The organism is Sphingomonas sp. LR55 (assembly GCF_036856015.1).
GTDB lineage: Bacteria > Pseudomonadota > Alphaproteobacteria > Sphingomonadales > Sphingomonadaceae > Sphingomonas.
This window is the reverse complement of the sequence record NZ_JASPFO010000001.1, coordinates 1,767,738-1,789,041: the sequence shown is the minus strand read 5'-3', so window position 1 is coordinate 1,789,041 and position 21,304 is coordinate 1,767,738. Positions and strand designations below refer to the sequence as shown.

Annotated in this window: 20 protein-coding genes and 1 pseudogene; 10 read left to right on the top strand and 11 right to left on the bottom strand. The window is 64.6% G+C overall.

The window, feature by feature from the left end:
* Positions 1-181: 181 nt before the first annotated feature.
* The 3 genes and pseudogenes from carB (at position 182) to QP181_RS08405 (ending at position 4,720) form a co-directional block, all read left to right on the top strand.
* A pseudogene (gene carB, locus QP181_RS08415) lies at positions 182-3,512 on the top strand (carbamoyl-phosphate synthase large subunit).
* A 75-nt stretch (positions 3,513-3,587) separates the two neighbouring features.
* On the top strand, positions 3,588-4,064 hold the full coding sequence (gene greA / locus QP181_RS08410) for a transcription elongation factor GreA (RefSeq protein ID WP_056052861.1): 477 nt from the start codon (positions 3,588-3,590) through the stop codon (positions 4,062-4,064).
* 5 nt (positions 4,065-4,069) lie between these two features.
* Positions 4,070-4,720 carry a rhomboid family intramembrane serine protease gene (locus tag QP181_RS08405; RefSeq protein WP_333928248.1) on the top strand — a complete coding sequence of 217 codons (651 nt, stop codon included), beginning with the start codon at positions 4,070-4,072 and terminating at the stop codon, positions 4,718-4,720.
* 633 nt (positions 4,721-5,353) lie between these two features.
* Here QP181_RS08405 and QP181_RS08400 read toward each other — a convergent pair.
* The 5 genes from QP181_RS08400 to QP181_RS08380 form a co-directional block, all read right to left on the bottom strand.
* On the bottom strand, positions 5,354-5,581 hold the full coding sequence (locus QP181_RS08400; RefSeq protein ID WP_056051043.1) for a DUF4170 domain-containing protein: 228 nt from the start codon (positions 5,579-5,581) through the stop codon (positions 5,354-5,356).
* Between the two features lie 80 nt (positions 5,582-5,661).
* Complete coding sequence (locus tag QP181_RS08395; RefSeq protein ID WP_277983992.1) at positions 5,662-6,141, bottom strand: hypothetical protein; 480 nt, start codon at positions 6,139-6,141, stop codon at positions 5,662-5,664.
* A 98-nt stretch (positions 6,142-6,239) separates the two neighbouring features.
* Entirely contained in the window at positions 6,240-6,512 is a 273-nt protein-coding gene (locus QP181_RS08390) for a phosphatase (protein ID WP_132740434.1), read from the bottom strand.
* Positions 6,509-6,859 carry a phage holin family protein gene (locus tag QP181_RS08385; protein WP_333928247.1) on the bottom strand — a complete coding sequence of 117 codons (351 nt, stop codon included), beginning with the start codon at positions 6,857-6,859 and terminating at the stop codon, positions 6,509-6,511. The genes QP181_RS08390 and QP181_RS08385 overlap by 4 nt, the downstream gene beginning before the upstream one ends.
* Positions 6,860-6,863: 4 nt before the next feature.
* Entirely contained in the window at positions 6,864-7,373 is a 510-nt protein-coding gene (locus QP181_RS08380; protein ID WP_333928246.1) for a hypothetical protein, read from the bottom strand.
* Positions 7,374-7,548: 175 nt separating this feature from the next.
* On the opposite strand from QP181_RS08380, the gene eno reads away from it, so the two are divergent.
* On the top strand, positions 7,549-8,829 hold the full coding sequence (gene eno / locus QP181_RS08375; protein ID WP_333928245.1) for a phosphopyruvate hydratase: 1,281 nt from the start codon (positions 7,549-7,551) through the stop codon (positions 8,827-8,829).
* Between the two features lie 25 nt (positions 8,830-8,854).
* Complete coding sequence (locus QP181_RS08370) at positions 8,855-9,181, top strand: FtsB family cell division protein (RefSeq protein WP_055878455.1); 327 nt, start codon at positions 8,855-8,857, stop codon at positions 9,179-9,181.
* A 7-nt stretch (positions 9,182-9,188) separates the two neighbouring features.
* On the opposite strand, the gene QP181_RS08365 is transcribed toward QP181_RS08370, so the two are convergent.
* Positions 9,189-9,668, bottom strand: a complete 480-nt coding sequence (locus QP181_RS08365; protein WP_333928244.1) for a hypothetical protein — start codon at positions 9,666-9,668, stop codon at positions 9,189-9,191.
* A 322-nt stretch (positions 9,669-9,990) separates the two neighbouring features.
* A complete protein-coding gene (locus QP181_RS08360; protein ID WP_277983997.1) occupies positions 9,991-10,815 on the bottom strand; it encodes an alpha/beta fold hydrolase in 825 nt (274 codons plus the stop codon).
* Positions 10,816-10,940: 125 nt separating this feature from the next.
* Between QP181_RS08360 and QP181_RS08355 the strand changes: the two genes are divergently transcribed.
* Complete coding sequence (locus tag QP181_RS08355) at positions 10,941-12,680, top strand: DUF885 domain-containing protein (RefSeq protein ID WP_333928243.1); 1,740 nt, start codon at positions 10,941-10,943, stop codon at positions 12,678-12,680.
* Between the two features lie 341 nt (positions 12,681-13,021).
* On the opposite strand, the gene QP181_RS08350 is transcribed toward QP181_RS08355, so the two are convergent.
* On the bottom strand, positions 13,022-14,437 hold the full coding sequence (locus tag QP181_RS08350) for an MFS transporter (RefSeq protein ID WP_333928242.1): 1,416 nt from the start codon (positions 14,435-14,437) through the stop codon (positions 13,022-13,024).
* A gap of 58 nt (positions 14,438-14,495) precedes the next feature.
* On the opposite strand from QP181_RS08350, the gene QP181_RS08345 reads away from it, so the two are divergent.
* Complete coding sequence (locus tag QP181_RS08345) at positions 14,496-15,758, top strand: prolyl oligopeptidase family protein (RefSeq protein ID WP_333928241.1); 1,263 nt, start codon at positions 14,496-14,498, stop codon at positions 15,756-15,758.
* On the top strand, positions 15,719-16,660 hold the full coding sequence (locus QP181_RS08340) for a prolyl oligopeptidase family serine peptidase (RefSeq protein ID WP_333928240.1): 942 nt from the start codon (positions 15,719-15,721) through the stop codon (positions 16,658-16,660). Before QP181_RS08345 ends, QP181_RS08340 begins: the two co-directional genes overlap by 40 nt.
* A gap of 105 nt (positions 16,661-16,765) precedes the next feature.
* Here the strand turns inward: QP181_RS08340 and QP181_RS08335 are convergent, their stop codons facing one another.
* Positions 16,766-17,317, bottom strand: a complete 552-nt coding sequence (locus QP181_RS08335) for a glycine zipper 2TM domain-containing protein (protein WP_333928239.1) — start codon at positions 17,315-17,317, stop codon at positions 16,766-16,768.
* A gap of 104 nt (positions 17,318-17,421) precedes the next feature.
* Positions 17,422-17,715, bottom strand: a complete 294-nt coding sequence (locus QP181_RS08330) for a hypothetical protein (RefSeq protein ID WP_332754339.1) — start codon at positions 17,713-17,715, stop codon at positions 17,422-17,424.
* 172 nt (positions 17,716-17,887) lie between these two features.
* On the opposite strand from QP181_RS08330, the gene QP181_RS08325 reads away from it, so the two are divergent.
* A complete protein-coding gene (locus tag QP181_RS08325) occupies positions 17,888-18,175 on the top strand; it encodes a type II toxin-antitoxin system RelE/ParE family toxin (RefSeq protein ID WP_333928238.1) in 288 nt (95 codons plus the stop codon).
* Positions 18,175-18,471, top strand: a complete 297-nt coding sequence (locus tag QP181_RS08320; protein WP_333928237.1) for a HigA family addiction module antitoxin — start codon at positions 18,175-18,177, stop codon at positions 18,469-18,471. Before QP181_RS08325 ends, QP181_RS08320 begins: the two co-directional genes overlap by 1 nt.
* Before the next feature lie 435 nt (positions 18,472-18,906).
* Here the strand turns inward: QP181_RS08320 and QP181_RS08315 are convergent, their stop codons facing one another.
* The gene (locus tag QP181_RS08315; RefSeq protein WP_333929595.1) at positions 18,907-21,204 is read right to left on the bottom strand and encodes an ATP-dependent helicase; all 2,298 of its coding nucleotides are present in this window, start codon (positions 21,202-21,204) and stop codon (positions 18,907-18,909) included.
* Positions 21,205-21,304: the final 100 nt, after the last annotated feature.

Below are 21,304 nucleotides of genomic sequence, written 5' to 3'. Positions count from 1 at the left end.
CGCGATCGGTACAGAACGTTTTAAATTGTTTGCGCGCAATGGCGGCCAGGCAGATCCGTACTATTGACGAAGACGAGGCGGATGCGTTGGCTACGTCGGTAGATCTTCTTCTAGCTGTTTTCGGCGCGGGTGAGGCATCGGTTGGACGCGCTCATCTCGATGCTGCAGCGGCCTGCTACTAATGCCAAAACGCACCGACATCTCCTCGATCCTCGTCATCGGCGCAGGACCCATCGTCATCGGCCAGGCGTGCGAGTTCGATTATTCGGGCACGCAGGCGATCAAGGCGTTGAAGGAGGAGGGCTATCGTATCGTCCTCGTCAATTCGAACCCCGCCACGATCATGACCGATCCCGAGCTGGCCGACGCGACCTATGTCGAGCCGATCACGCCCGCGATCGTCGCCAAGATCATCGAGAAGGAGCGTCCGGACGCGATCCTGCCGACGATGGGCGGGCAGACCGCGCTGAATACCGCACTCGCGCTGTTCCATGACGGGACGCTGGCGAAGTTCGGCGTGACGATGATTGGGGCGGATGCCGATGCGATCGACATGGCGGAGGACCGGCTGAAGTTCCGCGATGCGATGGACCGGATCGGGCTCGAAAGCGCGCGCTCGGCGATCGCACATACTGTTGAAGAAGCCTTGGAAGGCCTTGAAAAGACGGGGCTTCCGTCGATCATCCGGCCGAGCTTCACGATGGGCGGCTCGGGCGGCGGCATCGCGTACAACCGCGAGGAGTTCATCGCGATCGTCCGCAACGGGCTCGATTTGTCGCCGACCACCGAGGTGCTGATCGAGGAATCGCTGCTCGGCTGGAAAGAATATGAGATGGAGGTGGTGCGCGATCGCAACGACAACGCGATCATCATCTGCTCGATCGAGAATGTCGATCCGATGGGCGTCCACACCGGCGACTCGATCACGGTCGCGCCGGCGCTGACGCTGACCGACAAGGAATACCAGATCATGCGCAACGCATCGATCGCGGTGTTGCGCGAAATCGGTGTCGAGACAGGCGGTTCGAACGTCCAGTTCGCAGTAAATCCGAAGGACGGGCGGCTGGTCGTCATCGAGATGAACCCGCGTGTTTCACGCTCCTCGGCGCTGGCGTCGAAGGCGACCGGCTTCCCGATCGCGAAGGTCGCGGCGAAGCTGGCGGTCGGCTACACGCTCGACGAGATCGAGAACGACATCACCGGCGCCACGCCCGCCGCGTTCGAGCCGACGATCGATTACGTCGTGACGAAGATTCCGCGGTTTGCGTTCGAGAAGTTCAAGGGCGCGTCGAACACGCTGGGCACCGCGATGAAGTCGGTCGGCGAGGTGATGGCGATCGGTCGCAACATCCACGAATCGATGCAGAAGGCGTTGCGCGGGCTCGAGACGGGCTTGTCGGGGTTCAACCAGGTCGATCATCTGGTCGGTGCGCCGCGCGCGGAAATCGAGGCCGCGCTGGCCGTCGCGACGCCGGACCGATTGCTGGTCGCGGCGCAGGCGTTGCGCGAGGGCTTCACGGTCGCCGAGGTGCATGCGATCGCCAAGTATGATCCGTGGTTCCTGGAGCGGATCGCCGAGATCATCGCGGCGGAGGCCGAGGTGATGAAGGACGGCCTGCCGATCGACGCGCCCGGTATGCGCCGCCTGAAGAGCATGGGGTTCAGCGACAAGCGGCTCGCATGGCTGGCGCTGCAATCCGCCAATCTGCGCGGCATGAACCGCGGCATCGCGCGCGGCTCGGGGCTGATCCACGAGGTCGTCAAGGCGATGACCGGCGGCGTGACCGAGGAGGAGGTGCGCCAGCATCGCCTGAAGCTCGGCGTGCGGCCGGTGTTCAAGCGGATCGATACGTGCGCGGCCGAATTCGATGCGAAGACGCCGTATATGTATTCGACCTATGAGGCGCCGAGCTTCGGCGAGCCCGAGAACGAGTCCGAGCCTACCGATCGCAAGAAGATCGTGATCCTGGGCGGCGGGCCGAACCGGATTGGGCAGGGGATCGAGTTCGATTATTGCTGCTGCCATGCGTGCTTCGCGCTGGCGGATGCGGGCTATGAGACGATCATGGTCAACTGCAACCCGGAGACGGTGTCGACCGATTACGACACGTCGGACCGGCTGTATTTCGAGCCGTTGACCGCTGAGGACGTGCTGGAGATCCTGCATGTCGAGCAGCAGAACGGCACTTTGGTGGGCGTGATCGTGCAGTTCGGCGGGCAGACGCCGCTGAACCTTGCGCGGGCACTTGAAGCGGCGGGCCTTCCGATCCTGGGGACGACGCCGGACGCGATCGATCTGGCGGAGGACCGTGAGCGGTTCGCGGCGCTGATCACCAAGCTCGGGTTGCTGCAGCCGGCCAATGGCCTTGCGCGGAGCCGGGACGAGGCGGTCGCGGCGGCGGAGCGGATCGGGTATCCGGTGCTGATGCGGCCTTCGTACGTGCTCGGTGGCCGGGCGATGGAGATCGTCGACACGATCGGGCAGCTCGAGCATTATATCGCGACCGCGGTGCAGGTGTCGGGCGACTCGCCGGTGCTGATCGACCAGTATCTGCGCGATGCGATCGAGGTCGATGTCGATGCGATCTGCGACGGGACCGATGTCGTCGTCGCGGGCGTATTGCAGCATATCGAGGAGGCGGGCGTCCATTCGGGCGATAGCGCGTGCTCGATCCCGCCATATTCGCTGTCGGCGGAGATCATCGCTGAGATCGAGCGGCAGACGGTGGCGCTCGCGCATGCCTTGTCGGTGGTCGGGCTGATGAACATCCAGTTCGCGGTGAAGGACGGCCTGGTCTACCTCATCGAGGTCAACCCGCGCGTCGCGCACCGTGCCGTTTGTCGCCAAGGCGATCGGCGCGCCCATCGCCAAGATCGCTGCGCGGGTGATGGCGGGCGAGAAGCTGGTCAATTTGCCGAAGATCGACCGGCATATCGACTATTATGCGGTGAAGGAGGCGGTGTTCCCCTTCAACAAGTTCCCCGGCGTCGATCCGGTGCTGTCACCGGAAATGAAGTCGACGGGCGAAGTCATGGGAATCGATCCCGATTTCACGATCGCCTTCGCCAAGGCACAGCTTGGCGCGGGGACGATCCTGCCGACCAAGGGCAACGTCTTCGTCAGCGTGAAGGACGGCGACAAGGCGATGATCGTCGAGGCGGTGAAGGCGCTGGTCGACACCGGCTTCTCGATCGTCGCGACCGGTGGGACCGCGGATCATCTCGCACGTGCCGGCTTGCCCGTCGAGAAGGTCAACAAGGTGGCGCAAGGCCGGCCGCATATCGTCGACCGGATCAAGGACGGTGATATCGCGCTAATCTTCAACACCACCGAGGGGTGGCAGAGCCTGAAGGACTCGCAGCCGATCCGCGCTTCCGCGCTGGGCCAGCGGATTCCGTACTTCACGACTGCGCCCGCTTCGCTCGAAGCGGCAAAGGCGATCGCCAAGCTTTCGACGCACAGCCTTGAAGTACGGCCGCTGCAATCCTATTATTCGCAGTCGCACGACTGATCCCGACATGAGAATGATGTGTGGGCGGGGCTGGTACAGGGCCTTGCGCGGGGAAATGGATTTGGGGACGAGATGATGGCGACCGTCGAAAAGATGCCGATGCTGCAGGAAGGCTATGAGACGCTGAGCGCGGATCTGAAGCGCCTGAAAGCCGAACGTCCGACGATCGTTGACGCGATCGAAGAGGCGCGTGCGCACGGCGACCTGAGCGAGAACGCGGAATATCATGCCGCGAAGGAGCGTCAGGGCCAGGTCGAGGCATCGATCTCGGACATCGAGGACAAGCTGTCGCGTGCGCAGATCATCGATCCGAAGGACCTGTCGGGCGACAAGGTCGTCTTCGGCGCTACGGTGACGTTGCTCGACGAGAACGACAAGCCGGTGAAGTATCAGATTGTCGGCCAGACCGAGGCGAATGCCAAGACGGGCCGCATCTCGTACAATTCGCCGCTGGGTCGCGGGCTGATCGGGCGCAAGCTCGACGAAGAGGTCGAGGTTACGGTGCCGGCCGGCGAGCGGTATTACGTCGTCTCCAAGATCGAGTTCATCTGAGCCTCATGCAATTCTTCGAGACGCGGGCGACGGCGATCATCACGATCGTGACGGTCATCGTCTCGGGATTCCTGGTGCTGAGCGGGTCGCTTGGCTACTGGGCGGTGAACGCCGGGTTCATTCCGTTGCGGATGACCGATCTCGGTATTCCGAGCGAGCATATGTTCGTGGTGCCGTCCTGGGCGACGCCGTTGACCGCGACTCTGATCCATGGCGGGTGGGCGCATATCGCGCTGAACCTCGTGATGCTGGTGTATTGCGGGCAGTCCGTCGAGAAGGCGCTGGGGACGGTTGGGTTGGTCGTGCTGTACGTACTGGGCGCGTATGCGGCGGCGGCGGGGCATTGGGCGTTCGGGCCTGAGTCTACCGCGCCGATGATTGGCGCGAGCGGCGCGATTTCGGCGGTGGTTGGGGCTTATGCGCTGCTGTATGGCGAGCGGCGGGCGCAGGCGATCGGGCCGGTGCCGGCTGGGGTCGTGCATGTGGTTTGGCTTGCGGCCGCCTGGATCGGGATCCAGTTGCTGATGGGGCTGGCCGGGTTTGGCGCCTCGGTCGGGGCGAGTGGGCCGATTGCGATTGGCGCGCATATCGGCGGGTTTTTGGCAGGGCTGGTGCTGGCTCGGCCGTTGTTGCTCTGGCACTACCGCGCGGCTTGAGCGCCCTGTCCCTGACAAGTGCTCGCCGCCCCACGCTAGTCTACACCCTCACACCCTCACACCCTCATACCCACACCGTTCGTCCTGAGTAGCTGCTGAGCTTGTCGAAGCGGCGTATCGAAGGATGGGTTGGCGCTCGGAACCTGTGCTTCGATACGAGCCCTCGATACGGCTCTTCGAGCCTACTCGGTCTCTACTCAGCACGAACGGTAAGGGGGAAGGGCGCGCTTGTGCGCCTTAGTCGGCTGTGCCGGCGTATCTCTACCCTATTTGGGCGGGGGGCAGCGCGTGAGCGGAACGCGTCAGTCAGCGAGCCAGCGCGATAGGCAGCCACGGCGCTGCTCGGCGTGCCCTCACCCATCGCCGCATTCGGCGTTTCTCCCTCTCCCGTCGGGAGAGGGAAGGGGCCCGCGGCTGCTTGGCCGTGGGAAGGGTGAGGGCAAGTTGTTTTGCGCTATGCCAGTTTTGCTAGGTCATGAGCACAAGCTAAAGTCGACAAAGGCAGATGTGCTGTCGCGGAATACCGTCATCCCCGCGCAGGCGGGGATCCATAGCCTATGTCGTTGCGATCAGGTCGCTACGTTAGCCAGTATGGGTTCCCGCCTCCGCGGGAATGACGGTCGGTAGCGGCTGTTAAGCCACCGTCGCGCCAAGGTTCGGCTCGAGCATCCGGTGGAGGTGCACCACCACGAACTTCATCTCCGCATCGTCCACGGTCCGCTGCGCTGCAGCACGCCAGGCCTTCTCGGCACTTGCATAATCGGGGAATACGCCGACGAACTCGATCTTGCTCAGATCGTTGAAATCTAGGGTGCGCGGGTCGCTGACGCGGCCGCCGAATACGAGGTGGAGCTTGCTCATGCGCTGCTTGTCCTTGGGAGGGAGGTTGCAGGTGCCCTAGCGTGTTCGACCCGCGCTTTGAACCCTTAGTCGGTCTCTATTTAGACAGCTGGCTTTTGCGAAACGGCCTTCGCACCTGCGGTACCCGCGGTGGTCAGCGCCTTGACGACGCCTTCGAGCAGACCCTTGGCCTGACCGCGCGCATTGTCCTTGGTAAGGCCGAGCTCGCCCAGTTCCGACTGGCCCGCAGCCTTGGCGGCGGCGGTGGCGGCGACGACGGTCTCGCTGAGACGCTTGCCGACCGGAGCGAGCAATTCCTTCTCGCGTGCCGAACGCGGGATCAGCGCGCCAGCGAGCGCACCGACGGCGAGGCCGCCGACCAGAATGCCGAGCGGGTTGGATTCGAGGTTGTTGACGACGCGCTTGGTCTTCTCGCGCGAGACTTCGAGAACCTCGGAAGCCTTGTCGCCGGCCTCGTGATAGACCTTCGATGCGGTCTCGCGGACGGTGTCGAGGCCTTCGCGCAGACGGCTTTCGGTCTCGTGGGCGGCTTCGTTTGCGGTGGTCTTTGCGTCGGTCATGGAAATGTCCTTCTGATGGCAAGCTGCTCGTCGTTCAATGCAATGGGTTCAACGCGAGCCGGGACTTCAAGGTTTCAATGCGGTGACCGCAGTTGCAGTCAGCGCCCGCGGCGGAAGAGTCCGACGATCCGGTGCCGCGCGAGGAACAGCCCGGCGACCGCGGCGAACCCTGCGGTCGGCCCCGGATTGCGCTTCACCGTCTCCACGCTCGCGGTCAGCGCGGCGGTGCCGGCATCGGCGACGTCGCGGCTGGCGTTGAGCGCGAGCTTCCGCGGGTTGAGCCGGTCCTGCAATTGCCCGACGGTCATCATGACGCGCTGGCGGGCGAGGGCGGCTTCGATCTCTGCGGCGGCGACTTTGGCGGATGTCATGATACGGGCTCGCTTTTGGTCTGAAGCTTCGACTTGCCGATCATCGCCAGGATGCCGGCCAGCGCCAGCACCGCAACGACGACGATCACGGTCGACCATCCAGGCCCTACCAGCGTTGCCAGCGTCAAGATCGCACCGACCAGCAGTGCGATCAGCGCGGCCAGCGCCAGCACGCCGGCAACTGCGAAGAATATCGCCGCCGACTTGTACGCGCTGGCCGCCTCGCCGAACTTCGCCTTGTAAACAGCGACTTCCGCGGTCGCGAGACTCTTCGTCTCGGTCGCCAGCCGGCCGACGATCGACGCAAGGCTTTCGTCTTCGCCGGTCAGCGTCACGGGATCGGACAAGGCGTCAGGCCTTCGGGTTGGCGTCGACGCCCGACTGGACCAGTCGCGCGATGACGAAGCCGATGGCTGCTGCGGCGCCGACTGCGATCGCTGGCGACTTGCGCACCAGTTCACGGGCGTCGTCGACCAGCTCGTCGATGTCCTTCGCCTTCACCTGGTCGGCGAAACCCGAGACGCTGTCGGCGGCGCTGCGGGCATAGCCGCCGTACTGGGAGCCGAGCTTGTCGTCGACCTGACCGGCCGCATCGTTAAGCAACTGCGCAATCTGCTCCAGCGCGCCGCTTGCACGGGCCTTGCCGTCCTCGGCGAAGGTGCGCGCCTTGTCGGCCGCCTGCGCGCTGTACTTGCTCGCGCCGTCCTTGATCGCCTGCTTGGCGTCGGCGGTCTTGCCGGAGAGATCGCTGGTGCCGTTGTCGCCCATCTTGTTATCGATCGTCTTGCTGAGCTCGGTCCCGACCTCGTTCGCGGTCGTTTTCAGGTCGTTGACGGTATCGTTTACGCTGGAGTCGGCCATGACGGTCCCTTTCAGAATTGTTACGCCCTCAACACCGCCGCCGGAGCACGGTTCCCGAACCGTCGCGCGATTACACGACACTATTCTCGGGTGTCCGCGCGATTGCCCGCAATGGCGCGAGACGGTAGAGGCGGCGCGAACGACCCGGCACCGGGATTTGTAGGAGCATCGTTACGTGACCGCAATCATCGACCTTCATGCACGCCAGATCCTCGACAGCCGCGGCAATCCGACCGTCGAGGTCGACGTGCTGCTCGAAGACGGCAGCTTCGGCCGTGCCGCCGTGCCGTCGGGCGCCTCGACCGGCGCGCACGAGGCGGTCGAGCGCCGCGACGGCGACAAGACCCGTTGGGGCGGCAAGGGCGTCGACGGCGCAGTCGACGCGGTCAACGACGAGATCACCGACACCGTGCTCGGCATGGACGCGGAGGACCAGTCGGACCTCGATCGCGCGATGATCGAACTCGACGGCACCGAGAACAAGGGCCGGCTGGGCGCGAACGCGATCCTCGGCGTCAGCCTCGCCGTCGCCAAGGCCGCGGCTGAAGCACGTGGCCTGCCGCTGTACCGGTATGTCGGCGGCGTGCAGGCGCATCTGCTGCCGGTGCCGATGATGAACATCATCAATGGCGGCGAGCATGCCGACAACCCGATCGACTTCCAGGAATTCATGATCGTGCCGGTCGGCGCGTCGAACATCCTCGAAGCGGTCCGCTGCGGTTCGGAGATCTTCCACACGCTGAAGAAGGGCCTGAGCGAGAAGGGCCTGTCGACCAGCGTCGGCGACGAGGGCGGCTTCGCACCGAACATCGGCAGCACGACCGAAGCGCTCGACTTCATTATGTCGAGCATCGAAAAGGCTGGGTACAAGCCCGGCGAGGACGTGATGCTCGCGCTCGATTGCGCGGCGACCGAGTTCTACAAGAACGGCAAGTACGACATCTCGGGCGAGGGCCGGATCCTCGAGAGCGCCGAGATGGCGGAATATCTCGCGGACCTGACGCGCCGCTACCCGATCTTCTCGATCGAGGACGGCATGGGCGAGGACGATTGGGAGGGCTGGAAGGCGCTGACAGACCTGATCGGCGACAAGGTCCAGCTGGTCGGCGACGATCTGTTCGTGACCAACCCGAAGCGTCTGAAGCGCGGGATCGACGGCGGCTATGCGAACTCGCTGCTGGTGAAGGTCAACCAGATCGGCACGTTGACCGAGACCTTGGAGGCGGTGTCGATGGCGCAGCGGGCGAAGTACACCGCGGTGATGTCGCATCGGTCGGGCGAGACCGAGGATGCGACGATCGCCGATCTGGCGGTCGCGACCAACTGCGGGCAGATCAAGACGGGCAGCCTCGCGCGGTCGGACCGGTTGGCGAAGTACAACCAGCTGATCCGGATCGAGGAAGAGTTGGGTGACGCGGCGCGCTATGCGGGTCGCGACATCCTGATCGGCGGCTGATAAGCTGGAGTTCGGGAGAACGAGCATGGCACGCGTGACGACGAAGACCAGCAAGCTGCGGAAGACGATGCGCAAGGCCGCGTGGCCGGCGCTGGGGCTGACGCTGATGGCGTTCTTCGGCGCGTATGCCGTGCTCGGGCCGAACGGGATGTTCGCGTATGGCGACTACAAGCGCCAGCTTGCGAAGCGCGAGCAGGACTATGCCGCGCTCGATCGCAAGCGTGAGGTTCTGAAAAACCGCGTTGCTCTATTGAACCCGGATCATGCAAATCCGGATATGGTCGACGAGATGGTCCGCAAGGAGCTGAACGTCGCGCATCCGGACGAGGTTATCGTCCCGCTGGGCAATTGATGCCGGCTTACCACCACTGCGCATAGGAAGGGCACGGGAACACCGTTTGTGGCCCGGAACGGCGTGAACGGGGTCGCCATACGCGCACGGCCTCGTAACTCGCTTGGCGCTTGAGGGCGATGCAATAGCGCCACGGCCGGCGGAGTGGGACCACGTTCGTCAGTACGTCATAGTCGCGTTTGGAGATGCGAATATCGTCACGCTCACCCTCCGATCCGATCGATAGGAAGGGCGTCGCCTTTGCAAGGCCCACCGCGTGGATGGGGAAAATTGTGGTGACGACGGGCTCGTCGGATCGCCAGAACAGGGCGACGTCGACCATTCGATAGGCGACCGTCGCGCCGACGATCACGCCAAAGACAAAGCCGATCGTAGCCATCAGGCAGCGGACCACCCAGGGTCGCGCCTTCGCTTTGTGGTGGCCGACCGCACCTTCTACCACACCGATCACGATGCCGGTCCGAAGCCCCGCCATACCGCCGAGCAAACTGATCGCGGTGACGAACCAGATGTTGATGGGTGAGACGACGATCGTCGAGGTGGCGTTGATCGTGACGACCCAGCCAAGGAAAGCTGCAACGGAAACGCCGATGGCGGCTCGATAGGCTTGGCGTGTCGGCAAGACGCGACGAGGCGCGCGAGTTTGGTACGAGGGGGCCACGCGGATGTCGTAGCTGGGAAACTGTAAACAAGTTAATTGAGCGCGACCGAGGCTGGTTTCCGACCCTCGTTCCCGGTTCCACTTTAATCCAGGGTTACTGGCAAGCGCCAGAACCCTGGATCAGAACGATGTGGAGACCCGGAAAGCGTTACTTGCCCAAGAACGTCAGCAGATCGTTGGTGAAACGGTCGCTCTCGGTGATCGTCAGGCCGTGCGGTGCACCGTCATATTCGACGAGCTGCGAGCCGGCGATGCCCTTGGCCGCGGCGCGACCGGTGGCGTCGATCGGCACCGTCTTGTCGCTCGTCCCGTGCACGATCAGTGTCGGCACGCGGAACGCCGCCAGATCGCCGCGGAAGTCGGTGTGGCCGAATGCCTCCGCACAGCGCAGCGTCGGGTGCAGGCCTGCCTGCATCGCCAGGCCCCAGGCCCAGTCGACGACCTCGTCGCTGACCGGCGAAGTGATGAACCCGACGCCGAGGAACTGCTGGAGGAAAGTCTTGAAGAAGGCCGGGCGGTCGTCCTCGATGCCCGCGCCGATGCTCGCCAACGTTTCCGCATCGACACCGTCGGGGTTGTCGTCGGTCTTGAGCATGTATGGCACCACCGACGCGATCAGCCCGGCGGCGACCACGCCCTTGCCGTCGTAGCGGCTCATGTAGCGCGCGATCTCGCCACCACCCATCGAGAAGCCGACGATCGTCGCATCGGTGTTCGCACCGGTCGCTTCCATCACGTCGGCGAGATCGTCGGTGAGCGTATCGTAATCGTAACCGCTCCAGGGTTGGCCCGAGCGGCCGAACCCGCGACGGTCATAGGCGATTGCGCGGAAACCGGCCTGTGCGAGCGCCATCGCCTGCGCGTCCCAGCTGTCGGCGTTGAGCGGCCAGCCATGCGTGAGGATCACCGGGCGGCCGGTGCCCCAGTCCTTGACGTAAATATCGGTACCGTCACGGGTTTTTACGTAGGGCATGAAGCAATCCTGTCTCTCGAGGGAGGTGTGCGTTCAACGGCTCATCGTGCGGGCCGTTCCGCACGCTGGCGTACCAAGGCTTCGACTGGCAGCATGGTCCCGGACGAATCGGAATTGGAGACAGGATGCGGATCGGACTTTTGACGACGGCGCTCGGCGCGGTCCTCGCCTTGACCGCGTGCGGCCCCGCGCAGACGACCGCGAACACGCAGGCTCCTGCCGCGCCGACGACCGCTGCGACGAACGACTGGGCGGGGTTCCGCGATGGCTTCATCGACGGCTGGTTCAAGATCGATCCGGCCAACGCGGTCTACCAGGGCAAGCATGAGTATGATGGCGGGCTCGGCGACTGGAGCGCCGCGGGGCTGAAGCGACAGGCGGACTTCCTGCACGGCGCGATCGACAAGGCGGGGGCGTTCAAGGATCTGAAGCCCGCCGAGGCGTTCGAGCGCGACTATCTCGTGCAGGTCGCCAAGGGTAAGCTGTTCTGGCTCGAGGATGCCGACCAGCCGCATCGCAACCCGGCCTGGTATGTGAGCGCGGGGCTCGATCCGAACACGTATATCGCGCGCAATTATGCCGATGCGCCGACCCGAATGAAGGCACTGACCGCGTTCTTCCAGAAGATCCCGGCGGCGGCGGGCAACATCAAGGCGAACCTGAAAGCCCCGATGCCGCTAAGCTATGTCAATTACGGGACGGCGGCGTTCAACGGCTTTGCCGACTATTACGCGGGCGACGCGGTGAAGGCGTTTGCGGGCGTGAAGGATGCGGCGGCACAGAAGCAGCTGGCCGATGCGGCAAAGGCGGCGGCAGCGGCGATGCGCGATCTGGGGACGTGGACCGAGGGCCAGCGCGCGACCGCGACGCAGGATTTTGCACTGGGGGCGGACAAGTTCGCACGGATGGTGGCGATGACCGAGGGCGTCGATACGCCGCTCGACCAGCTCGAGGCGGCGGGTGTCGCGGATCTGAGGCGCAACCAGGCGGCGCTGGCGCAGGCCTGCGGCGTGTTCGCCAAGGGGCTGTCGATCACGGCGTGCATGGACAAGATGAACGCGAACAAGCCGGTCGGCGGCCCCGTCGCGGAGGCGCGGCGACAAATCCCGACGCTGCGCAAATTCGTGGTCGATCACGACCTGCTGACAATCCCGGGGACCGAACAGGCGCTGGTCGAGGAATCGCCGCCGTATAACCGGCAGAACTCGGCGTATATCGATCCGCCGGGGCCGTTCGATAAGGGCGTGCCGTCGATCTATTACATCTCGCCGCCCGATCCGAGCTGGACCAAGGCGGTGCAGGACGCGTTCGTGCCGGGCAAGAACGACCTGCTGTTCACGTCGGTGCACGAGGTGATGCCGGGGCATTTCGTCCAGTTCCTGCACGCGAACCGCTCGCCGTCGCTCTTTGGGCGGCTGTTCGTCGGCTATGCGTTCGCCGAGGGGTGGGCGCATTATGCCGAGGAAATGATGTGGGAGGCTGGGCTCAACAGCGGCGATGCGGAGACGCATGTCGGGCAGATCTCGAACGCGTTGCTGCGCGATTGCCGGTATCTGTCTGCGATCCGCATGCATGCGAAGGGAATGACGCAGGAGCAGTCGTTCCGGATGTTCGTCGACGAATGTTACCAGGACGAAGGGAACGCGAAGCAGCAGGCCGCGCGCGGGACGTATGATCCGGCGTATCTGAACTATACGATGGGGAAGTTGATGATCCGCAAGTTGCGGGCGGATTGGACCGCGACCAGGGGCGGGCGCAAGGCTTGGAAGGCGTTCCATGACCAGTTCCTAAGCTATGGCGGGCCGCCGATTCCCTTGGTGCGGGCCGCGATGATGGGCGAGGCCAAGGCCAGCGCCGCGTTTTGAGTGTGGGGCTAATCCTCCCCGGAACGGGGAGGGGGACCAGCGAAGCTGGTGGAGGGGGCTTTCCCCGCGAGATACGGTTGTGGATGCTCCCGGTGGAGTTCTGCTGAAGCGGTTGCCGAGTTCGCTCTTCGAGGCGGTACGCTCCGGGTGATCCCCCTCCACCCCCGCTCTGCGAGCGGCGGTCCCCCTCCCCGTGCCGGGGAGGAATAGCGGGGTGAACATTGTTCTGCTGCTCCCTCTCCCCTTCCGGGGAGAGGGCTGGGGTGAGGGGGAGCCAAGCAGTGCAGCGTTTGAGGCTGCCCCTCACCCCGACCCTCTCCCCGGAGGGAAGAGGGAGTAGGTCACCTCGCTTGGGAGGCCGGCTGGACGTCCTGCGTTTCTTCGGTCGGCGGGTTGCGGATCGAGGGGCGGAGGCGGCTCAGGCTGCATAGGCCTGCCACTAGCGCTAGACCTGCTGCGACCAGCGGCGGGGTCATGCCGGCGCCTACGCCCATCGCCAGGAGGGCGGCTACCAGGGTGGCGCCGGTGGTCTGGCCTACCAGCCGGACCGTCGAGACGAGGCCGCCTGCTGCTGCGGCGCGTTCGCGGGGGGCGGAGCCGATTATGAGCCGCGCATTCGGCGCCATGAACATGCCGAAGCCCGACCCGCACAACGCCATCCGCCACGCGATGTCGAAATACCCCGGATCCGCCGGCATGTAGGCGAGCAGTAGCAGCGCACAGATCGAGACGCTCATCCCGATCCCGCCGAGCAGCCCCGCCGGATACCGATCCGACAACCACCCCGACAGCGGCGACACGACCATGTTCGCCAGCGGCCACGGTGCGATTGCGGCGCCGACCTCGGCCGCGCTGAACCCATAGGCGTGCGTCAGGCGAAACGGCGTCGAGAGCAGCAACGTCATCTGCGCGATAAACGCTGTGTACGCACCGATCGCCGACAGCGCGAGCACCGGCCGGGCGAGCAGGTCGATCGGCAGGATCGGCTTGGTCTCGCCCTGCTCGCGCTTCACGAAGAACCAGCCGATCACCACGCCCGTCAGCACGATCGCCGCCGACACGATCGGGCTGTCGCCGTGCACCGCGCTCTCCGCACCGCCGATGACGAGCCCGATCATCGCCGCGCACATCACCGCGCCGAGCACATCGAACGGCTCGTCACGCCGGTGGGGTTCAGGCAGCGCGCGGCCGAGCAACAACGACGCGATCGCGAACGGCACCGCGCTGGCGAACACCCACGGCCACGGCGCGATCGCCAGCACCAGCCCGCCGATCGTCGGCGCGAGGGCCGCCGAACTCGACACCACGACCGAATTAATCCCAAGTCCACGGCCGAGTTGCTTGGCGGGATAGATCGATCGGATCAGCGCGGAGGAGACGCTAAGCGCAGCCGCCGCGCCCAAGGCCTGCGCGGCGCGGACGACGAGCAGGAACGGCAGGCTCTTCGCAAAGAAACACAGCAGCGTCGCGACCGTGAACAGCAGCTGGCCGTACTGGTACATCCGCTTCAGCCCGATCCGGTCGCCGAGCCCCGAGAACGGGAGCAGCGCCATCGCCAGGATCAGCTGGTACACCGTGACGACGGTCACCACCGCGCTGCTGCCGACATGCAGGTCGCGCGCGATCGTCGGCAACGCGACGGTGGCGATGCCGCCATCGATGATCGTCAGCGCCGTCCCCGCCGAAATCGCGGCGATCGCCATGAAGCGGCGGGGCTTGGGCAGGCCGTCGGCGGCCGATATCTGGTCCGGTTGCATTGCGGACCGCGATAGACCCCGGCATGTATCGCGCCAAGCAAATCAGGGAGATACGGTGATGCGGGTTCTGGCTTCGATGCTTGCGGCAACGATATTGAGCGGGACGGGGATATTGAGCGGGACGGGGATATTGAGCGGGACGGGCGGCCTTGTAGGCGGCGCGGCGCTTGCCCAAGTCGCACCGATGACGAAAACCGACACTGCCGCCGATCCGTATATCTGGCTCGAGGACAAGGATGGCGCCAAGCCGCTGGCCTGGGTCGAGGCGGAGAATGCGAAGACGCTCCCGCGGCTCCAGAACGATCCGCGCTACAAGACCTTTTATGCCGAGGCACTGGCGATCGCGTCGGCCAAGGATCGCATCCCGATGCCGAGCCAGATGTTCGGGCGGATCTACAATTTCTGGCGCGATGCCGACCATCCGCACGGGCTGTGGCGCTGGACGAGTGCGGCGGATTACGAGACCGCAACGCCGAAATGGACGACCGCGCTCGATCTCGATGCGCTGGGCAAGGCCGAGGGCAAGCAATGGGTGTGGAAGGGCTCGACCTGCCTCGAGCCCGAGCAGCGGCTGTGCCTGGTCGCGCTGTCCGAGGGCGGCGAGGATGCGGTGACGTATCGCGAGTTCGACCTGTCGACCGGCGCGTTCGTCGCGAACGGCTTCACGCTGCCGAAGTCGAAGCAGGATGCGACGTGGGTCGACAAGGATACGCTGCTGGTCGCGCGCGACTGGGGTGCGGGCACGACCACCCAGTCGGGCTATGCATTCGTGATGAAGCAGTTGAAGCGCGGCCAGCCGCTCGACGCTGCGACCGAGGTCTATCGTGGCGCCGCGACCGACCAGGGCGGCACCGCGGCCAACGTGCTCACCGACGAGAAAGGCAACCGCCTGATCGTGATCCAGCGCCGGAAGACGTTCTTCGGCGCGGACAAGCTGGTGTGGACGCCGGCGGGCGCGCGGCCGCTTGCGCTGCCCGACCGGACATTCCCGGCAGGGATGATCGACGGCCAGGTGATCTTCTCGACCAGCGATCCGTGGGGCCAGATTCCCGAGGGCGCGATCGCGTCCGCGCCGCTTTCCGAGGTGGAGAAGGGGACGATCAACCCGACGATCGTCTTCGCGCCGGGACCGCGCCAGTCGGTCGACGGGATGGGGCTGACGAAATCGAAGCTGTTGCTGGTCGTCTCGGACAATGTCCGCGGCCGCGCGTCGGTCTACACGCATGGGGCAGGGGCTGGACCGCCAAGCCGATCGCGCTGCCCGACAATGCCTCGATCGACGTGGCGAGCACGACCGATCGCAGCGACGACGCCTATCTGACGGTCACCGGGTTCCTGACGCCGACCTCGCTCTATTCGCTGGATGCGGCCTCTTCCGCTGCACCGAAACCCATCAAGACTCTGCCGCCCAAGTTCGACGCGTCGAACGACGTCGTCGAGCAGTTCGAGGCGACCTCGACCGACGGGACGAAAGTGCCGTATTTCGTGGTCCACAAGAAGGGCATCGCGCTCGACGGGACCACGCCGACGATCATGACCGCCTATGGTGGGTTCGAAGTGTCGATGACGCCGAGCTATTCGGGGAGCACTGGCAAGCTGTGGCTGGAGCGCGGCGGGTCTTATGTGCTCGCCAACATCCGTGGCGGCGGCGAGTTCGGGCCCAAGTGGCATGACGCCGGGCGGAAGACCAAGAGGCAGGTGATCTACGACGATTTCGCTGCGGTGGCGAAGGACCTGTTCGCGCGGAAGCTGACGAGCCCGGCCAAGCTCGGCATCTATGGTGGGTCGAACGGTGGTTTGCTGATGGGCGTCGAGTTCAACCAACATCCGGACCTGTGGAAGGCGGTGACGATCCAGGTGCCGCTGCTCGACATGATCCGGTACGAGGGGATCGCGGCGGGGGCGTCGTGGGTCGACGAATATGGCTCGGTCAGTGTGCCCGAGGAGAAGGCGTTTCTCGAAAAGATCTCGCCGTATCAGAACATCAAGAAGGGCGTCGCGTATCCAGAGCCGTATATCTGGACGACCACCAAGGACGACCGCGTCGGGCCACAGCATGCGCGGAAATTCGCGGCGCGGCTGAAGGAATATGGCCTGCCGTATCTCTACTACGAGGATACCGCGGGCGGCCATTCGGGCGATGCGGATATCGAGCAGGGGGCCCGGCTGCAGGCGCTGCAGATGACGTACTTCACGCAGAAACTGGTCGGTCCGGCGAAGTAGGTTCGCGCGTTCCGTCATCCTGGACTTGATCCAGGATCCAGAGCCACAAAGCGTTGCGCCCGTGGCTCTGGATGCTGACTTTTGCCAGGATGACGGACGGGTGGTTCAGCGGCAGCGAACCTGGTTGTTGCTCTGCTCGACCGCACGCCCCGCAAGACCACCCGCCGCCGCGCCCAACAGCGAGCCGACGATCCGCGAACGGCCACCGTCGATCACGTTGCCGAGGATGCCGCCACCAGCCGCGCCGATGATCAACCCGGTCGTGCCGTCGTTGCGCTTGCAGTAATAACGCCCATCCTGCCCAGCATAGACGCGGTCGTTGGTCGCCAGCGTGCGCTCCTGATAGTTCGGACCCGCACGGTAATAGCGCGAAGGATCGTAATTGCCTTCGTCGCGCTCGTCCGGATAGGCTTCCTGATAGCCGCCGCTGCGATCGGGCGCGGTGCGATAGCCGCCCTGCGGCGCATAGCCACCGCGATTGCCACGGACCGACTGGTAGCGATCGAATTCCGTACGGAAGATCTGCAACTCGCTGTCGAGCCGCGCCTGCGCCGCCGCGAACCGCGCATCGTCGGCCTGCGACTGCGCGAGCGCCGGCGTGGCAACGGAAAGGCACGTCGCCGCAATCACCGCAGCCGTACCGAAGAAACGCTTCATGATCCAAATCCTCGTCAAAGGGTCACATGCAGGGACCGACGGTGGCGTCATGCCACCGCCCGCCTGGTGCCGACGCACCATAGTACGCGCCGGCTCGGCTTACATCAGCGGCAAATCTGCACGCGGCGATGGTTGCGCCATTCGGTGCGGCAGCGGCGATTGTTGTTCCAGTTGCGACGGTCGTTGCCGCGGCCGCGATAGCGCCGGTCATCATGGCGATCGCCGCGGTGATCGTCACGGCGGAAATCGCGCCGATCCCCACGGTGATCCCCACGATGATCGTTGTCGCGATACTGCTGGCTATACCCGCGATCGCGCTGCGCCTCGGCGGGAGCGGCGGCGCCAAGGCCGAGTGTTGCGAAGGCCAACCCGGCCGCGATGAGATGCGTAAACTTCATGAGATGTCCTCTCGAACCCGACAGTCGGGATGTGCCGGTGATACGGCTGTCGAGAGACATCGTTCCTGAACGGGATTGTCGGCTGCGGTACAGGTTTGGAGACGCAAGTGACGATGCATGTAAAGCGTCACTTGTCGGTTGACGTCAAGGCGAGTCCGGCGCAGCATCGGGGATGGTCATCCACTCCATCCGGCATAAGGCCTTGCGGTCGTTTGCCGAAACCGGTCGGACCAAGGGGTTGCCGGGCAACTTGGTCGATCGATTGCGAAATATGCTGGCGTACCTCGCCGCTGTCGAAGCCGTGGACGAACTGACGGTGCCGCCCAATTTCGGCGCGCATCGATTGGCGGGTGACCGGGCAGGCCTATGGTCGCTGACGGTGACGAAGAACTGGCGGATGACGTTTCGGATCAACGATGCGGGTGGCATCGTTGATCTCGATCTGGAGGATTATCACTGATGGCAATCAAGTTGCATGCAAGCTTCGCGGTTCACCCCGGCGCATGGCTGCGTGCTGAAATCATCACGCCGCACGGGTTGAGCGTGACGGACGCCGCGGCCAAGTTGCGCGTGACGCGGCAGGCGATGAGCAACCTGCTTGGCAGCCGGGCCGGGTTGTCGGCTGAGATGGCGATTCGGTTCGAGAAGGCGTTCGGTCTGCAGGCTGAGACACTGATGCGGATGCAGGCGGCGTATGATCTGGCACAAGCGCGGACGCGTGAGGGCGAGATCGAGGTGGAGCGGGTGGCGGCTTAAGCGGCTCAACGCCGATCACATCAGGATCGTTTTACATCTGGTGGGTCAACGCCTCGGATACGCGTCCCGGATTTACATTGAATTTCTGCGCCACGTCACGCTGGTGTAGCTTTGGATACCTGGCAACGAATGCCCTGATATTCTCCGCGAGTTCTGGCGTGAAATGTGCGCTTCGCACCGAGGCACGTGTGACGGGCGAATTTCGATACGTTTCGTCGGCTAGATCGTGAAGTTCTTCGATGCCGAACTCGTCTGCGATCTCACGAAGTCGAGAACGTATCTTTGGGATCGTTCGCTTGTTACCCGACATGTATCCACCCCCGACTCGAAGTCTTGGAGAGATGATCTCAAAATTGCTCGGGATTTGCAAGTTTACGGGAATAGGCGAAAAATGATCGGTTGAATTAGGCAAATAGCGAATGCCGACGCTTTACTTCACCCTATGGTCACGAAGCTGTCCATCACCCGTTTCCGCCCGGACTGCTCGAAGTCGATCTCCAGCTTGTTGCCTTCGATCTCCGCGATCGCGCCGTAGCCGAACTTCTGGTGGAACACGCGCATGCCGAGCGACAGGTCGTCGCGACCTTTGTTGCCGAGGCTGATCGCACTGGCGCGGCTTTCGACGACGCGGGCGGGTTTGGTGGAGAAGGTGCTGCCGGTGCCCGATGCGCGTTGCCAGCCGGGGCCGCGACCGGTGCCGCGCGCGACGTCCGCGAACGGATCGGCGCGGTCGGACCAGTTGGCTTGCCACAGGCTTGCACCGCCGGACATCGTGGTTTCCGTGTCGATGTGCTCGGCGGGGAGTTCGGCGACGAAGCGCGACGGGATCGACGAGTTCCACTGGCCGTAGATGCGGCGGTTGGCGGCGTGGATGATGACGGCCAGCCGGCGTGCACGCGTGATCGCGACATAGGCCAGGCGGCGTTCCTCCTCGAGGCTCTTCACGCCGCCCTCGTCGAGCGAGCGCTGCGACGGGAACAGGCCTTCCTCCCAGCCGACCAGGAATACGGTGTCGTATTCGAGGCCCTTGGCGGCATGGATGGTCATGATCGTGACCTGCGGATCCTGCGCGCCGCCCTCGTTGTCCATCACGAGGCTGACGTGTTCAAGGAACGCACCGAGCGAGTCATATTCCTCCATCGCGCGGACGAGTTCGCTGAGGTTCTCCAGTCGCCCGGTCGCCTCGACCGACTTCTCGGCCTGGTACATCGCAGTGTAGCCACTCTCGTCGAGCAACTGCCGCGCGAGTTCGGCGTGTGGCAGGCTAGTCGCCATGTCGCGCCAGCGGGCGATGTCGCCGACCAGCCGGCCTAGCGACTTCTTGGCGGCGCCGGTCAGTTCGTCGGTGTCGAGGATGCGCGCGGCGGCGGTGGTCAGCGGTGTGCCGGTAGCGCGGGCGAGCTGGTGGATGCGCGCGACCGCCTTGTCGCCGAGGCCGCGCTTGGGGACGTTGACGATGCGTTCGAAGGCGAGGTCGTCCGCCGGCTGGTTGACCACGCGAAGATAGGCCAGCGCGTCGCGGATCTCGGCGCGTTCGTAGAAGCGGAAGCCGCCGACGATCTTGTACGGCATCCCGATCGCGATAAAGCGGTCCTCGAACTCACGCGTCTGGTGCTGCGCGCGGACCAGGATCGCCACCTCGTCGAGGCTCTTGCCCGAGCGGCGGACGATGTCGATTTCCTCGCCGACGCGGCGCGCTTCCTCGGGGCCGTCCCAGACGCCGATAACTTTCACCTTCTCGCCGACGTCGCGCTCGGTCCAGAGCTGTTTCCCCAGCCGCCCGCCATTGTTGGCGATCACGCCCGACGCCGCGCCGAGGATATGCGGCGTACTGCGGTAGTTCTGCTCCAGCCGGATGACCTTTGCGCCCGGAAAATCGCGCTCGAACTTCAGGATGTTCTCGACCTGCGCGCCGCGCCACGAATAGATCGACTGATCGTCGTCACCGACGCAGGCGATGTTCTTGCGCTCCTGCGCGAGCAGCCGCAGCCAGAGATATTGCGACGAATTGGTGTCCTGATACTCGTCGACCATGATGTATTTGAAGCGCTGCTGATACTGCGCCAGCACGTCGCGGTGTGTCTTCAGGATGACGAGCATGTGGAGCAGCAGGTCGCCGAAATCGCACGCATTGAGCGCGATCAGCCGCGCCTGGTATTGCTGGTACAACTCGCCGCCGCGACCGTTGGCGTAGCGCTCGCTCTCGCCCGCATCGATATCGGCGGGGACGAGGCCCTTGTTCTTCCACTGGTCGATCAGCCCGGCCAGGCTACGCGTCGGGAAGCGCTTCTCGTCGATGTCCGCGGCAAGGATCAGCTGCTTGAGCAACCGCAACTGGTCGTCGGTGTCGAGAATGGTAAAATTCGATTGCAGGCTCACGAGCTCGGCGTGGCGTCGCAGCATCTTCGCAGCGATCGCGTGGAACGTGCCGAGCCACGGCATCCCCTCGACCGCGTCGCCAACCAGCCGCCCGACCCGCTCGCGCATCTCGCGCGCGGCCTTGTTGGTGAAGGTGACGCTGAGGATTTCCGACGGCCATGCCTTCTTGGTGAAGATCAAATGCGCGAGCCGGGCGGTGAGCGCCGCGGTCTTACCGGTACCCGCGCCGGCGATGATCAGGACCGGGCCGTCGGTGGTCAGCACCGCCTCGCGCTGCGGCGGATTGAGGCCGCGGAGATAGGGGGCTCGGCATGCGGCGCGGACGTTTGGGCGATCTGGTTCACCGGTGAACAGGTAGGGAACGGGGGGCAATGGGGCAAGCGGGTAACGCTCCCGCGATGCGGCGATGTGTGGAACAAGAAGGGACCATTTAGCGAAGGCGGCACCTGCGGGA